The 15769-nt window shown below is 39.4% G+C and carries 12 protein-coding genes; 10 read left to right on the forward strand and 2 right to left on the reverse strand.

Annotated elements, in window-relative coordinates; genetic code table 11:
- Window positions 1-26: 26 nt before the first annotated feature.
- Window positions 27-773, reverse strand: coding sequence for a M15 family metallopeptidase (locus KS419_RS09515; protein WP_217066122.1), 747 nt, complete (start codon window positions 771-773; stop codon window positions 27-29).
- 344 nt (window positions 774-1117) lie between these two features.
- Between KS419_RS09515 and KS419_RS09520 the strand changes: the two genes are divergently transcribed.
- On the forward strand, window positions 1118-3055 hold the full coding sequence (locus KS419_RS09520; RefSeq protein ID WP_217066124.1) for an L-type lectin-domain containing protein: 1938 nt from the start codon (window positions 1118-1120) through the stop codon (window positions 3053-3055).
- Window positions 3056-3139: 84 nt separating this feature from the next.
- Window positions 3140-4054, forward strand: coding sequence for a hypothetical protein (locus tag KS419_RS09525; RefSeq protein ID WP_217066126.1), 915 nt, complete (start codon window positions 3140-3142; stop codon window positions 4052-4054).
- Window positions 4055-4833: 779 nt separating this feature from the next.
- Here KS419_RS09525 and KS419_RS09530 read toward each other — a convergent pair.
- A complete protein-coding gene (locus tag KS419_RS09530; protein ID WP_217066127.1) occupies window positions 4834-5802 on the reverse strand; it encodes a sugar phosphate isomerase/epimerase family protein in 969 nt (322 codons plus the stop codon).
- A gap of 202 nt (window positions 5803-6004) precedes the next feature.
- On the opposite strand from KS419_RS09530, the gene KS419_RS09535 reads away from it, so the two are divergent.
- The 8 genes from KS419_RS09535 to KS419_RS09570 all read left to right on the forward strand — a co-directional run bounded on the left by KS419_RS09535 (window position 6005) and on the right by KS419_RS09570 (window position 15455).
- Complete coding sequence (locus tag KS419_RS09535) at window positions 6005-6994, forward strand: LacI family DNA-binding transcriptional regulator (protein WP_217066129.1); 990 nt, start codon at window positions 6005-6007, stop codon at window positions 6992-6994.
- A gap of 75 nt (window positions 6995-7069) precedes the next feature.
- Complete coding sequence (locus KS419_RS09540) at window positions 7070-8077, forward strand: Gfo/Idh/MocA family protein (protein ID WP_217066130.1); 1008 nt, start codon at window positions 7070-7072, stop codon at window positions 8075-8077.
- A gap of 245 nt (window positions 8078-8322) precedes the next feature.
- Entirely contained in the window at window positions 8323-9129 is an 807-nt protein-coding gene (locus KS419_RS09545) for a sugar phosphate isomerase/epimerase family protein (RefSeq protein WP_217066131.1), read from the forward strand.
- A 62-nt stretch (window positions 9130-9191) separates the two neighbouring features.
- The gene (locus tag KS419_RS09550; RefSeq protein ID WP_217066132.1) at window positions 9192-10190 is read left to right on the forward strand and encodes a Gfo/Idh/MocA family protein; all 999 of its coding nucleotides are present in this window, start codon (window positions 9192-9194) and stop codon (window positions 10188-10190) included.
- 153 nt (window positions 10191-10343) lie between these two features.
- Window positions 10344-11321, forward strand: a complete 978-nt coding sequence (locus tag KS419_RS09555; RefSeq protein WP_217066133.1) for an ABC transporter substrate-binding protein — start codon at window positions 10344-10346, stop codon at window positions 11319-11321.
- Between the two features lie 99 nt (window positions 11322-11420).
- Entirely contained in the window at window positions 11421-12908 is a 1488-nt protein-coding gene (locus KS419_RS09560; RefSeq protein WP_217066147.1) for a sugar ABC transporter ATP-binding protein, read from the forward strand.
- 20 nt (window positions 12909-12928) lie between these two features.
- Window positions 12929-13996 carry an ABC transporter permease gene (locus KS419_RS09565; RefSeq protein WP_217066134.1) on the forward strand — a complete coding sequence of 356 codons (1068 nt, stop codon included), beginning with the start codon at window positions 12929-12931 and terminating at the stop codon, window positions 13994-13996.
- A 193-nt stretch (window positions 13997-14189) separates the two neighbouring features.
- Window positions 14190-15455, forward strand: coding sequence for a DUF5050 domain-containing protein (locus KS419_RS09570; protein WP_217066135.1), 1266 nt, complete (start codon window positions 14190-14192; stop codon window positions 15453-15455).
- Window positions 15456-15769 lie beyond the last annotated feature (314 nt).

Here is a 15769-nt window from a genome sequence, read left to right on the forward strand (position 1 = left end):
ATTTTGAAACTACGGTTGTTTTTGCACTACTTACCAGGATCTTGAAATGAAATCTTTGGTGCTGGTGCAACCCCATATTTAGCATGTCCTGTTCCCGAAAGCTCTCCGTGCCACTGATTTCCATAATCAAAGTGCCACCATTCATGTACATAGCTTGTAAATCCAGATTCCCTCATGATCCAATAGAGCAGGCGGCGGTTTTCGAGAGCCTGTTGTTCTTTTGGATGGAGCGTTTTGGAGAGAGCTAGATTTTCGAAAAAACGAGTACTCGCTTTTTCTGAAAAGTCATCAAACTCCGTCCCCATTTCAATAGGATTGCCATCGGAGCCAGCAATTGTTAAGTCGACGGAACCTCCTGTCAGGTGAGGGGATGGTGCGAATTCGCGGATAGACGGTAATGATACGTATTTTTTCACCAAACTTTCCAATTGGGAATCATTAAAATCGGGAAATTCGTTCTTCTTTTTTTCGTAAAAAGATGTGTATAAGAAGTTCTGTACCTTGTATGGCCGATAACCATCCCATATAAGAAGGCTGTATTGATCAGGGAGGAGGGCAGCAGCACGGATTAATCGTTCAACTACCTCTTCTCTCACATAACAATCCTTCAACGATCCAGGGATATTTTCTAAAAAATACATCGAATTCACTAATAGTTTAGGAGAGTTAAGGCTCCGAATACCGACTAGCGGCTCATTATTTTCGTAGATGGATATAGATGCCCAATCAGTAGGTGATTGAATGGGAGGGATTGGCTTGTAACGCGCATCCATAATCATTCCTCCTGTCCAAGATAATATGAACACATTATACCATACCTCAAGCCCCCGGCGAGGTGCCTGTCACCTCCCGGAATTTGTCGAAAAGTCCTATTCTAAAATGACTACATCTCCTTTACTATATAGAATTGTAGTCAAGACCAGTCCCAGTGTTTCCTTATCCTCGATGGTGTCTTTCTCATACACCTCTTATGGAACTGACTTATTCTTATCCCTTCTATTTTTTCATTGTACTCAAAATACCTTCGGCGAAAATGAAAGAGTTATTTTCCAATCCTACGAAAGAAAGAGAGAGAGAATAAGTGACAAAATGGAAATCTATTCTTTGGTGTCTATGTTTGACATTACTTTTAATCGGTTGTTCTAATAGTGAAATAACCTTAAACGAAGAACCTTCAGGTATTGGGGAAAGTGTAACTGGAAACTTTGAGACAGCTGTTACTATGGATAATGGAGACGTCAATACTCCCATTTCCATATGGGAGTTGGAAGGAGATAATAAACCAAAGTTAAGTGAAAATGGAACGATTACTTTGACGGAGGCAGAAAATTGGATGTGGGGCAGGGCTTGGTTTCATGAGGAAGTAGCTTTGCCATTTACAATAAACTTCCAATTCCAAATTGGTGGAGGGACAGGAGCAGACGGTCTGACATTTATGTTCTTAAAAGACAGGTATTCCACTTCTGAAAGGGGAGAGGGTTTAGGGTTCGGCAGTGGTAACGGTTATGCCATTGAATTTGATACATATGAAAATACTCATGATACAAACAATAACCACATTGCCCTTATTAAAGATCATGTTGAGAACCACTTAATTCAAGTAGATGATCCTTATTTGAGAGATGATAGATGGCATTTAGTAAGTGTGACAGTTCAAGAGGATAGTGTGGATGTCGTGATGAATGGAGAAAGATTATTTACGTATACAGGAAAGCTGGACACTTCCTATTCTTCCCTTGGGTTTTCGGCCAGCACAGGTGCGTCCAACGACAGGCATCGTGTTCAAGTGTTGAACCTCGATAAGCTGGATGCAAACGGAAATGTTATCGAGCGATTGTTGAATACCTCTGACAATGCATCTAATGGAGGGACGAGTATTGAGAGAACAAATAGTAGTGAAAGTAATACCGACACAATAGAAGTTGGGAATGATTCAGAACTTTCGTTTGTTTCTCAAGACTTTGAACTGACATCAGGTAATGAACTAGATTATAGAGTAGCAATACCCTACCTTTCCTTTAGTGAATCCAAAAAAGGTCTATTTCGAAAGGGAGTAGATGATTATTATCTTTTACCTTTTGCAACGGTACATATCCAATCCCATGAACATGATGATACGCACAAGATAAACTTCACGCCCCATAAGCAATTTGAGTCATATACGGAATTTTTGAAATGTAAGGAGTTTTATAACACAGTGGAGCAATTTGCTTCCAGTATAAATGGGGCAGATGTTTATTGGACATATGATTTTCAAATCTATACAGACAAAGAACTTGAGGATGTATATAAGCAAATGGCGCAGAATGATGTGTCGGAACAATTTAGTAGAGCCTATGATGTGGAAAAAATGATAGCTGCAGAAACGGCAGGAAAGGCTGATAAATACGGAAACCGATTTTTTGTGAAAAATAATGTGTTAAGCGTTGGTCTCTATGGGACTATCATTGGTGCGGGAGTGGATATGAAAAGGCACCTTAATGTGGTGTGGGAAAGTAGACCAAAAGAATTAGTAAATATCATTGCCTATTTGGAAGTTAATTCCCTCATTAACCAAGCAAGGTTCGGCAAAAGTCACTACATCAAATTACTAGCTCCATCTGCCGATAAACCGCCAATCGAACATTTACCAGAATACTTTCTTGGTACAGATTTTGAGACTGGTTATTTGCCATTTGATTTTTATAGTGAATATGTGTGGGGAGAAGGGTTGAGGCCAGCGACGGAACCAGAGCGCTTAAGAGTAGCACTAAATACTTTCTTCTCTGATGAAAAGATCACCTCAGACAATTATGGTAAAGATATAACTCTGAATCGAATTGTAACGAAAGGGGATTATGGTAAAGCCGTTGCGTTTTTATACAGTGCACCGTCTCATATTTATAATAATATTCTTTCTATTGAGATACCTAAAACAAAGGCAAATCCGTTACCTTTCATTGTGGAGGGGGGAAGTCTGTTTCCAACTCTGGACCCGAGATTTTTAGCTAATACTCCTACGAGCGGGATTCCTTCCAAGTTACATGAAAGAATTAGAATTAATGAAAAACAATAGCTAAGCGATTTAACCATGGTTCGTTCGTGGTCAAGACAATGGATAATTATTCATGAAACGATACAACAAGAGGAGGACATCAAATTGAAAAAAGCGATCTTATTTATACTTATGGCATTTGTACTACTAATCGTGACTGCATGTGGGGAAGGTGGGGATACTATTGCCCAGTCATCCGAGGACAGTATAGAGGAATTGGAAGAACAGAATGAACGAGATGAGGAAGCGGAGGAATCGGCGGAGGAAGAACCGGCTGAAGCCATTCGTTTATTATCGGAAGAAGAGGTAGTAGAATTACTGCTGACTGCCGAAACAACGGTTTACGGGGAGTTTGAAAACAATATAATCCGTGATGAAACAGGGATTCCAACGCATCCGCACGAGTATGAGTCAAGTTATGAGGAATTAAGTCTGTCTTTTGGTGACTACTTTACAAAAGAGTACGAGGAGCGGATGTTTTTACATTACTATAACGATCCGGAATCCTACAGTTCATTCCCATACTATTTCCCAATGCTCTCGGAAATGGGTGGCGTTGTTGAAATGGAAGTGAATGCCGATGAAACTGAAATAAAAATCAGCCTAGAAAGAAACATTTTTATGCAAGATGAACTCATTATTTATACCATTATTCTAACTGAACAGGGCTGGAGAATTTCTGATATTGGTTTGGAAGAAGTTGTCTCAGAAAGTGCCGCTGATGAGTGGGCCGGAGTTTATGTAGTCGATAATCCCAATTTGCGGGGAGAACTCATCATATACGATGAAACGGAATCGGGCTTTCTTTTCGATGTAGAAGTAGCTTATACCCACGTTGCTTCTTATGATTATGCCGCGGCAACCAAAGCTGATGCCAATTATGGAGAAACTACAGCAGATGACACAGGATGCTGGTTTTCTTTGGAAAAAGATGGTGATACCATTACTCTCATGGGGAATGACTGTTTCTACTATGCCGGAGCAGGAATTGATTTCAATCACAGTTTTACGAGGGAATAAGAAAATACATGTGTAAAGAGGCTGTGCAATAGTAGTTGACATAGCTAAAACAATAAGACGAATGTAATATATATTGCACAAAAAACATATCACCCCTATATGTTCTTGGTACATGAGTAACAGAAGGATATGATGGAGGGTACTGAAAAAGTATCTTACAACTTTTTTAGTGCTCTTTTATTTGTACGGCAATGGCGTCGCTCGTCGCTCGCCTTCACAAAAAGATTTCGAATGCAAGAAAAGGGAAGAAGAGTGGTTCGGTAAGAAGATGGAGCAACTAGTTCCCGAACGGGGAGGGCGAGACGGATTTCGGTAAGAAGTTAGCAGAAGTTGTTCCCGAACGAGCGGATGGAAGTATGGTTCGGTAAGAAGTTGGCCGAAGTTGTTCCCGAACGCGAGGGAGGAAGTGTGGTTCGGTAAGAAGATGGCTCAAGTTGTTCCCGAACGGGCTGATGGAGAAGGGTTTCGGTAAGAAGTTGGCTCAACTAGTTCCCGAACGAGATGGACGAGACGGATTTCGGTCAGAAGATGAAGCAACTTGTTGCCGGATGAGTAAGTCGAAACGAGATTCGACCACAACCATAACCATAACCATAACCACAACCCAACCACAACATGTTTTCGAAAAAACTATCCAAAGTAACTACACTAGGCGCCAGGGAGTGGATTCCCAGACTGAGGGAGAAATGGAACAGGAGGGGAACATCAAGAAAAATGTATAAAATAATAGGAAAAAGCGCAGAATCCATCCGCGCTTCTATATATGCATTTCATATAGATTACGTCCACCACATATCCCCGACGGATTCTTTCACCATGACTGGCATCAGATTTTGAATTGCTTTCGTGAACCCTTCATCAATGGACATTAGTCCGTCTTCATGTTCGATACTAACAACATAATCGTAACCATAGAGGCGGAGAGCACTTATGATATCAGCCCAGACCTTGGTATCATGACCAAATCCGACGGTACGGAAATACCAAGAGCGGTTTTGCATATAGGAATATGAAGTCATATCAGTCAAGCCGTTTCGATTCATGTTTGGTTGGTCGATGATTGTGTCTTTGGCATGAAAATGGTGAATGGCATTCTCTCGGCCCAGAATTTTAATTGATTCCACAGGATCGATACCTTGCCACCACATATGACTAGGGTCAAGGTTTGCTCCAATTGCCGGTCCACATGCCTCCCGTAACCGAAGTAAGTTGGCTGGGGTATGAACGGAAAATCCACCGTGGAGTTCCAGTCCAATTTTCACATCATGTTTTTCTGCAAACTGGGCTTTCTCCCTCCAATAGGGGATGATTTTTTCCTCCCATTGCCATTTTAGAATTTCCTGATAATCGTTCGGCCATGGAGCTACCGGCCAGTTTGGATATTTGGCATTTTCATGGTCCCCCGGGCAACCGGAGAACGTATTGACGACAGGTACTTTTAATAGATTTGCAAGTTGAACTGTTTTATCAAATAATGCATCTGCTTCTTCGGCAATTTTCTTTTGTGGATGAAGGGGGTTGGCGTGGCAACTTAAAGCGCTTACAATCATCCCTCGCGATGAGATCTTCTCCATGAATTCACTACGCTTTTTCTCGTCCCCTAACAGCTCCTCCACATTACAATGGGCATCCCCTGGATACCCCCCTGTACCAAGTTCTACGGCTTCAATTCCTTTCGCAGAAACATGATCTAGCATTTCATCCAGATTTTTATCTGAAAATAACACGGTAAAAACACCTAATTTCACAGAAACCCCTCCTTAATCAATATATGTAATCCGTTACATAAAATTATAACACTATTTTTCAAAAAATAATAATAAAAATTCATGTTCATTAGGATTAAAGTTATATATTGACAAAAAAATTAAATAATTCTACAATTAAAATTGTAATCGATTACAATACTATAACCTTTGGATAAACTAATAATTGAAAGTGGGAAACATCATGGCCAATATTCAACAAGTGGCACAAAAAGCAGGTGTTTCCGTAGCAACTGTTTCGAGGGTCCTTAACAATAATACAACAGTATCTCCGGAAACTAGACTAAGAGTGGAAAATGCGATAAAAGACCTTAATTACGAACCTAGTATGTTAGGACGTAACCTTAGGAACTCAGAAAGTCGGCTTTTACTTGTCTTGATACCGTCTATCTCTAATCCGTTTTACAGCGAAATAATAAACGGGATTCAGAATACTGCCATAGCAAATAATTACAACATCCTTCTATGTGAAACTGATTCCAATCCAGAACGGGAGAATATTTATTTCAACATGGTTAAAAACAAATTAGCAGACGGCATTATCTCCATGGATCCGGCAGTGAATATGCAAAAGCTATATGAGTTAGCAGAAAATCATCCGATCATTTTATGCAGTGAGTACGATGAGGGAGGGTCACTTCCATACGTTACGATCGATAGTGAGCTTGCAGCGTATCATGCTGTAAAACATTTGATTAAATTAGGGCACAAAAACATTGCGTTAATTAATTCGGATGAAAAGTTTTTATACGCCCGTCAGCGTCGTGCTGGCTATGAAAAAGCATTAAAAGAGTTCGATATTCCCGTTCATAAAGAGTGGATATACAACACGATCCATGTGGATTTTCAAGATGGAGTTCAAGCGATGAGGAAGTTGTTCCAATCAAATGAGAGACCGTCCGCTGTCTTCGCTGTCTCTGATACGTTGGCAATCGGGGCATTAAAAGAGATAAATGTGAGGGGATTAAAGGTTCCAGAAGATATGGCAATTGTGGGGTTTGATAAAATCAATTTTTCCAACATGACGAATCCGACACTGACGACAGTAGCACAGCCAATGTATGAGATGGGGTGCGTGGCGGCGGGTATGTTGATGAATTCTATTAAAGGGATTCGAGTGGATAGTATTATCTTAGATCATGAATTGATTATTCGTGAGTCGACAATGGGATAGATAGCTCTTATGTGACTGTCTGTCTGCTTTGTTTTTTTCTAATAAAACTAAAATAAAACGTAAAGGGGGATATTGATGGGAATGAAAGTAGGCATCATTGGATGTGGATCGATCACGAAGCATCGTCATGCACCTGAGTATGCAGCAAATCCAAATGTGGATGAAATTATCTTCTTCGACCGCAATCCAGAAAGGGCGAAGGAACTTGCCTTGGAATTTGGGGGACGTGTGGCGGAAACAGTTGAGGAACTGTATGAAGATCCAGAAATTGTAGCCATAAGTGACTGTTCTTCTAATGAAGCACACCATATTAATTCCACAAATGCGCTGTTAAATGGAAAACACGTTTTATGTGAAAAACCATTGGCGATCAATGTGGAGTGTGCGGAGAAAATCCTTGAGGCTCAAAAGAAATCCGGAAAAAAACTTATGGTTGATCATAATCAAAGGTTCACCAAGGCGCACCAAAAAGCGAAAGATATAATCGAAAACAAAGAGTTAGGAGAAGTACTTACTTTTAAAACCTCTTTCGGACATGAAGGACCGGAAAGCTGGGGGGTGGATAAAACAAATGGAACCTGGTTTTTTAAAAAGGGACGATCCCACTCAGGGGTAGCAGGTGACTTAGGGATTCATAAAATTGATCTGATTCATTTTCTATTAGATGATGAAATCGAAGAAGTGCGTGCTTTTCATGGTGCGCTAGATAAGTTGGATGAAAATGGTGAACCAATCGAAGTTTGTGATAACGTTGTCTGTGCATTAAAAACAAAAAAAGGCAGATTAGGTACCGCGTCCTTTTCTTGGACGTATTATGGAGCAGAAGATAATTCAACAACAATCTACTGTCAAAAGGGTATCATAAAAATTTATCACGACCCGAAGGATCAACTCATTATTGAAATGAGAGATGGTACAGTTGTGAGATATGATTTGGAGCCTATCCAGACTAACGATAACCAAACGAATAGCGGAGTCATTGATTCTTTCATCGACAGCATTATTCATGATAAAGAACCGATGGTGACGGGGGAACAAGCTTTAGCAACTCTTAAAGTCATTGAAAAAATCATAGGAGAGTAGCCTGGTTGGTTCGGTTTCAATAATGTAAACCTTGATACACCTGTATATGTAAGACTATTATGTTGAATTTATAAGACTAGTTATCTTCAGCTAAAAAGGATTTGACTGAATATTATTTTTCTTATACTATGTATGTAACGGATTACATATAATAGATTAACGATACAGAAGATACCAGTTTATTGCTAGATTTGAATAACATCCACTTAGATGTAATCAATTACATGATTGACAGGAGGGATGGTATGTTAAAACAGCTTGCAATTAATTCTAATACGTACCACGGCTTTTCATTAGAGGATGCCGTAGTAGGAGCAAGTAAAGCAGGATTTACTCAAATTGAATTAGCAGCTGTGGAAGGTCACACTGCACATGTTTTACCGGAGATGTCGTCTGAACAATTGGAAGAAATAAAGTTATTGCTTCAGAACAACGGAATGAAATGTGTAGGAATTGGTGCCCATAGTAATGTCATGACAGAAGAAGGTATAGCCAATCTATTAAAAAGCATTGACTTGGCAGTAATATTTAACTGTAAATATATCGTTACTGCAACAGGGGATGCTCACGGGGACAAAGATGTCATAGAAGATGAAAAGGTGCTGATTGATAATTTAACACCAATCATAGAAAAGTGTGAGAAATTAAATAAGGTACTTGTACTGGAAACACATGGGAATAATTATGCAACTGGCGCATCCTTAAAAAAACTGGCTAAATTATTAAATTCCAAGGTAAAAATTAATTACGATACAGCAAATGTTATTTTTTACGGCAATATCTTACCTTACGACGATTTGGAAGCATCAGTAGATTACGTGGAATTCATCCATTTGAAGGATAAACTCGGACCTTTTAATGAGTGGCATTTCCCAGCAATCGGGGATGGAGATCTGGATTTCCATAAACTGTTTGGAACACTTGAGAAAGCTGACTATAGAGGCCCGATTAGTGTCGAGGTGGAGTTTACACCAGAAGGACCAGCTAATCTGGAAGAGGTAAATGAAGCAGTACGACGATCCTACAGTTATCTGACAAATATATTCAAATAACTCCCAAGTAAGGCAAGGGATAGAGAAACTGTGCTTCTACAATTGGTTAGGTGGAGGTAGTCATGAAAAACATTGGGTTAGTTGGGTTGGGGTTTATTGGCAAAACTCATTTGGAAGCGTATAAACAGATTGAAAATGGACAGGTAACTGCTATCTGTACCACTGGAGAAGTGTCAGATGAGGAAATAACAAATAACGATAAAGTTTATGTTACTTCCGATTTTGAGAATCTACTATCAGATAAGACTATCGACATCATAGATATATGCCTACCTACTTTTTTACATGAAGAGTTTATTATAAAGGCTGCCAATGCCGGAAAACATATCATCTGTGAGAAGCCATTAACATTGTCCATGGAATCTGCAGACCGAATTTTGAAAGCGGTTCATCGAAATGGAGTTCATTTATTTGTAGGACACTTGCTAAGGTTTTGGCCAGAATATCAGATTATAAAGGCTTATAGCGAAACTAATATGCTAGAGGAAATCGAGATCGTTCACGCCAAGCGTCTCGGTCAGTTTCCTAAATGGAGTAAATGGTTTAAAGATCCGGAAAAAAGCGGTGGTGCGCTCTTTGATCTTCACATCCACGATATTGATTTTGTCTATTATTTACTTGGTGAAGTGGATTCAGTTTCTGCTGTTGGTTTAAAAAATGAGTATGGTGCATGGGATCACGTGATCACTACCCTTACCTTTAAGAATGGGAGCAAAGCATATGTGGAAGCCTCCCAAAGAATGCCGACGGGATATCCATTTACGATGTCATTACGGGCACAAACTCCGGAGAAAGCATTGGATTTTACCATTTCTGCCGGGGAGAATATTGAGAGTGTAGGGGACAGCATACACGAACTTATTTACTACTCCGATGGGAAAAAAACGGAGGTTGAAGTGGAACAAAAGGATGCATTTCAAAATGAATTATCGTATTTTGTAAATTGTATTGAAAACAATCAAGAAAATCGAATTATCCCCATAAAAGATGTCATGTACATCTTAACGTTATTAAAGAGCATTGAGAAATCTTTAGTAACAGGGGAAAAAGTTTATATATAGTATTACGACAAGAATGTAAGCGTTTTCTGATGTGTGTTATTGCCGGCATAACCATTACGTTATCCCGTAGGAACAGTAACATGGGAAGAAATTCAGTTTGGCTTCAAATCTTTACTTTAATAGATTATTAGATTAAACAAGGGGGATTTAATGATGAAGAAAGCAATTTATTTATTGGTGTTACTTGCGTTGATCGTTGTACCGATTCTTAGTGCATGTGGTGATGGTGAGGAAGCAACTGGTGGGGATTCTGGCGGAGATTCTGATGGTGATAAGTTCAAGATTGGTATTCTAGCACCTGCAGTTACCCATGGGTGGGTTGCAGCAGTTGCCTATCATGCAGAAGAACGTGCCAAAGAGTTATCAGGTGAAATTGAGTATCAAATCCAAACAAGCAGTAATGCAGAAGAAATGACTTCCCAGTTAGATGACTTAATGACTTGGGGAGCAGAAGCGATCGTTGCATTTCCTCAGTGGGAAGGGATGGAAGTACCCATTCAAACAGCGTTAGATGCTGGAATTGAAGTTGTAAACTTTGATATTGTTATTGATGCAGAAGGCGTGTACCGTGTTGCTGGTGACAATGAAGACATGGGTATTCAAGGAGCTCACTATATCGTAGACAAGATTGGTACAGAGGGAAATGTAGTTATTCTTGAAGTTCCTTCTTCTGGATCTGTCTCTGAATTAAGGAACAAAGGGTTTGTGGAAACTGTTGCAGAAATTGCTCCTGATTTAAACTTACTCACTTATGCTACCCAGTTTACACGGGAAGATGGTCTTAGTGATTTTGCTGATATCCTAACAAGCAATAGCCAAATTGATGCCGTTTATTCTATGGACGACGAAACTTCCATCGGTGTTTTACAAGCAATTCGCGAAGCTGGTAGAACGGATATTCAAGTCATCACTGGCGGTGGAGGAATGCAAGAATACTTTAATATGATGCCAGAGAATGATGATATTTGGATTCAATCTGCATTATACAGTCCAGCAATGGTAAAGGATGCAGTTGATGTTGCGCTTAAAGTATTAAAAGGGGAAGAAGTGGAGCAGGTGACTGTTATTCCAACAACAGTGGTGGACAGGGATAATTATGAAGATTTCCTAGATGAAAACTCACCTTACTAAGTCCTAGGTTTTTCCTTAAAAAACGAAAAGAATAAAGGAGGGGTTATGGCATGGCAAAGCTATAGCCTCTCTTTTAATCAAAGATGTGGAAGTGATTTCATGATAATAGAGATGAAAAATATAAAAAAGTCTTTCGGAAGCAATAATGTCCTTAAAGATGTCTCCTTATCGATGAAAGGTGGAGAAATATGTGCCTTGCTCGGGGAAAATGGGGCTGGGAAATCAACACTCATGAACATTCTAGGAGGAGTTCATCAAATGGACTCAGGCTCTATCATCGTTGATGAAAAACAAGTGGAATTCAATACACCGGTTGATTCTCAGAAAACTGGTATCGCTTTTATTCACCAGGAACTAAATTTAATCAATGATTTACCAATTTATGAAAACATGTTTCTTGGCCGAGAATTGAAAACGAAACGGGGAAGCTTAGACCTGGAAAAAATGTTTGACGAAACAGAGAAAATGTTTAAGCGGATGAATGTGGATTTGGATCCAAATAAAATGGTTCGTGAATTAGATTCTTCCTATAAACAGATTGTGGAAATATGCCGGGCGATGATGACAGATGCATCCATCATTATCATGGATGAACCGACCACTTCCTTAACGGATCAAGAGATAGAACGTGTTTTTAACATGATGAAAACGTTAAAGAACCACAATGTGGGGATCATTTTTATATCCCACAAACTTAATGAGGTCATGACAATCTGCGACAGATATCTTGTCCTTCGGGATGGGAACCTCGTAGCAGAAGGGGCTATCAGTGATGTGACAACAAAGGATCTTGCAAGATTTATGGTTGGTCATGATGTGAGAACGGAGCCACTATTGAGGGAGAAAAAACTAGGAGAAGAGATTCTCAGAGTGGAAGGTCTTACTTATAAACATAACTTTAAAGATATACATTTTTCTATTAGAGCAGGGGAAATTCTTGGGGTTACGGGACTTCTTGGAGATGGGCGAAGTGAACTCTTTCAGTCCATCTTTGGAGCAGATGGGATTTCATCTGGAAAAATATATTTAAATGGAAAACAAGTGAAAATTTCTAGTACTACTGAGGCTATAAGTAAAGGAATTGCTTATCTTCCGAGAAACAGGAAAGAAAATGCCATTATAAAAGATATGAATATTAGGGAAAATGCTTCAATTGTAACTTGGCCCAAGTTTTCCAATCGAGGGATAATTAATACTCAAAAACATGAAGAGACGTTTGATGAACATCGCAAAGTCCTTCATTTAAAAATGGGAAAAATGACAGACAATATAACTAGTCTATCCGGTGGAAACCAGCAAAAAGTTGTTTTAGCAAAATGGCTGGCCGCTGAACCGAAACTCCTAATTCTAGACAACCCTACACAAGGGGTGGATGTGGGAGCTAAAGAAGATATTTACGATATCATATTAAAACTGGCAGCTGAAAAGATTGCAGTCGTTGTCCTCTCCAGTGAAGCCCATGAAATTATTCGTGTATGCGACCGGACCCTTGTCATGTACCACGGAGTTATTCAAGGGGAAGTATCTGGGGAAGAAATGAATGAGCATAATATCATGAGTCTTGCTACAGGTGGACAGCTGACATAGGAAGGGAGAGGAAGTGAACGATGGAAACAAAACCAGCTACAGATAAGGAAAAAAACACAGGTAAAAAAAGAAACTTCTTTGAATGGTTTAAATATAAATGGTCAAATGAGCCACTTTTTAGCACGGCAATCGCTCTAGTTGTCATGGTTATCTTGCAAACTTTAGTATTGGGCTTTGATTATGATTCCGTTGGCAGCTGGTTTCAAGCATGGACCAATAACTGGATCAATATTTTAAGAAACAATGCTGGGGTTGCGATCGTTGCTTTAGGTATGACTCTTGTCATTATGACTGGGGGCATCGATTTAGCAGTTGGGTCAACATTAGTTGCCACGGGTGCATTCACGATGGTACTCCTTGATACGGGTAACAGGGGACTCTTAGGGATCATGGGGATGACAGGAATTCCCGCATTTATCGTAACAATACTCCTTGTGATGGCCCTGGGATATTTACTTGGTTCCCTTATAGGGGTAACCATTACAAAAGGAAAGGTGCCCCCATTCATTGCCACGTTGGGTGCCATGATGATTTTCCGAAGTGTCACGCAGCACTTTATGCAAGGATACAATACAACGGTACCAACGGAATTCTTGCAAATTGCCAGTTTTAAAATTGGAAATGTAATGATCATGCCAATTATTTATTGGGCAGTCATTGCCTATATCCTTTATTATGTATCAAAGCGTACGACATTTGGCAGACAAATCATCGCTGTTGGATCAAATGAACGTGCTGCCCGACTTTCCGGTGTGAATGTGAACAAAGTTAAACTTCGTGTATATGCATTAATGGGACTTCTCGTATCCATTGCCGCAATCATTCAAGTATCCAGGATCGGATCCATGGACTTCTCCAATGCAGGCCGTGGAATGGAAATGGATGCCATTGCTGCTGCAGTTGTTGGTGGAACAAGCATGAGTGGCGGACGAGGATTTATTATGGGAACCGTGTATGGAATGTTAATCATTGCCGTCATGAACAATCTATTAAACTTGTTTGGTGTCCCTCCGTTTTTAAGAGAAGCCTTTAAAGGATTTATTGTAATCTGTGCCGTGTTGCTTCAGAAAAAACAGCAAGATTCGTAACTTTAAAATAACCTCGCCCCTGTTGGGATCGGGGTTATTTTTTGATAAAACGGACCTCTAATGATAGCTAACCAGAAGTGCCTATATATAGCGTGTGATAATGAGTGGACTTGAGATTCCCCTTAAAGAATGGTGTAATTGTTCTCATAGATTAGTATAATTATAGAAGAATTCATTTTTCAGGGGGTGTCTAATGCGTCTTTTTAAATATATTGTTTCACTAGCTCTAGTTACTATGTTGCTAATATTTATCTTTAAAGTAGAAGACTTAAGGGAATTTTCTTTCGAGAATGTGTTAGGAACTGCCATTAATGGTCAGACAGCAGATGAACTACCAGATCAAAACGAACCAGTTCCTCAAAACAGGAATATTAATTCATACGAATCCTCTCCGCAAGAGCAGGATGTAAAAGAAGAATCTGTTGATCAGATAATTGAAAGTACCCTTTATGATGTTATTTTAAATGCCTTCTTAGAAGGGAAAAGGGAAATTAATGTTGCTCATTTAAGCCTTGACAGTGACGAGGTTTTCGGTGTGAGGGAGCAGGTCTTGGAGGACTATCCAGAAATATTCTATTTTGAACACACAGGAAGTCATTTTTGGACCGATGGAAAACTGGAATTTAATTATCGGTATTCCGAAGAGAACTTGGAGCAAGTGAGAACAGAATTGGATGAAAAAGTAGAGGACATCCTGAAGGAGACGATTGAACCAGGCATGTCAGACTTGCAAAAGATCATCGAACTGCATGATTATGTTGTGTTAAATACCGCTTATGATTATGATAATTATCTCAATGGGACAGTACCAGATCTATCGTATACATCCTATGGTGCTCTCATCAATGGGGTGGCAGTTTGTGATGGTTATACGAAAGCGATGAATTTATTACTTCGGGAAGTTGGCATCGAATCCAAATATGTGGTCGGCGAAGCGAATGGTGACGGTCACTCTTGGAATTTGATTAATCTTGACGGCGAGTGGTACCACTTAGATGCTACTTGGAATGATCCCGTTCCAGATCAAGAAGGTCAGGTCAGATACAAATATTTCCTGGTCACTGACGATTTATTAATAAGAGACCACATATGGAACCGCGGGGATTATCCGAAGGCAACGAGTGATCGATTCTCTTATTTTCAAGGGATGGAACATGCCAAACGAATCGGGGACATGATTTATTATACAGATGATGAGTATTTATTCAGTATTCATATCACTGGTAGTGATCACCGAAAGATTTCAGATGTGAGAGCATATAACATTGCAGTTGGCACAGATTACATTTATTTCAGCAACTACTCCCACGGCGGGCATTTATTTAAGGTGAAAAAAGACGGTAGTGGCTTGACGAATCTTAATTCGATCCACTCCGAAGAAATCGTCCTAGAGGATGGTATATTGCACTACACCGACCAATCGACAATGGAGCGAAAGTCAATCCAGGTAGACGATTAAAATGATCTCAAAGTTTTTTTATATGACTTAATAAAATTAAGGATAAGCTTTTAACATTGGAATCTTATACAAAAAAACTCCTACTTGAATCGAGTAGGGGATTTTTTTTGGTATAGAACATTTTTTGAGACACTAAAATCAATTTTCCTAAAAAACTTCCAAAAAAGTGACAGATTTCAAAACAAATGACCAGATATTGAATGGTAGAATACTGTCGAATTCTATATAATTATGTTAATTGTAGTATAAAAGTAATAGTTCTAAATTCCTTATGAGGGGTGATTTGATCAAAAAACATAGTAGTATTAGACTAA

It is taken from the genome of Evansella tamaricis (assembly GCF_019042215.1).
Taxonomy (GTDB): Bacteria; Bacillota; Bacilli; order Bacillales; family Salisediminibacteriaceae; genus Evansella; species Evansella tamaricis.

Bases quoted from the DNA above. Each gene is read 5' to 3' on its own strand.
- KS419_RS09515 (WP_217066122.1), bottom strand. From the start codon at position 773: ATGGATGCGCGTTACAAGCCAATCCCTCCCATTCAATCACCTACTGAT.
- KS419_RS09535 (WP_217066129.1), top strand. From the start codon at position 6,005: ATGGCCAATATTCAACAAGTGGCACAAAAAGCAGGTGTTTCCGTAGCA.
- KS419_RS09540 (WP_217066130.1), top strand. From the start codon at position 7,070: ATGGGAATGAAAGTAGGCATCATTGGATGTGGATCGATCACGAAGCAT.
- KS419_RS09545 (WP_217066131.1), top strand. From the start codon at position 8,323: ATGTTAAAACAGCTTGCAATTAATTCTAATACGTACCACGGCTTTTCA.
- KS419_RS09550 (WP_217066132.1), top strand. From the start codon at position 9,192: ATGAAAAACATTGGGTTAGTTGGGTTGGGGTTTATTGGCAAAACTCAT.
- KS419_RS09555 (WP_217066133.1), top strand. From the start codon at position 10,344: ATGAAGAAAGCAATTTATTTATTGGTGTTACTTGCGTTGATCGTTGTA.
- KS419_RS09560 (WP_217066147.1), top strand. From the start codon at position 11,421: ATGATAATAGAGATGAAAAATATAAAAAAGTCTTTCGGAAGCAATAAT.
- KS419_RS09565 (WP_217066134.1), top strand. From the start codon at position 12,929: ATGGAAACAAAACCAGCTACAGATAAGGAAAAAAACACAGGTAAAAAA.
- KS419_RS09570 (WP_217066135.1), top strand. From the start codon at position 14,190: ATGCGTCTTTTTAAATATATTGTTTCACTAGCTCTAGTTACTATGTTG.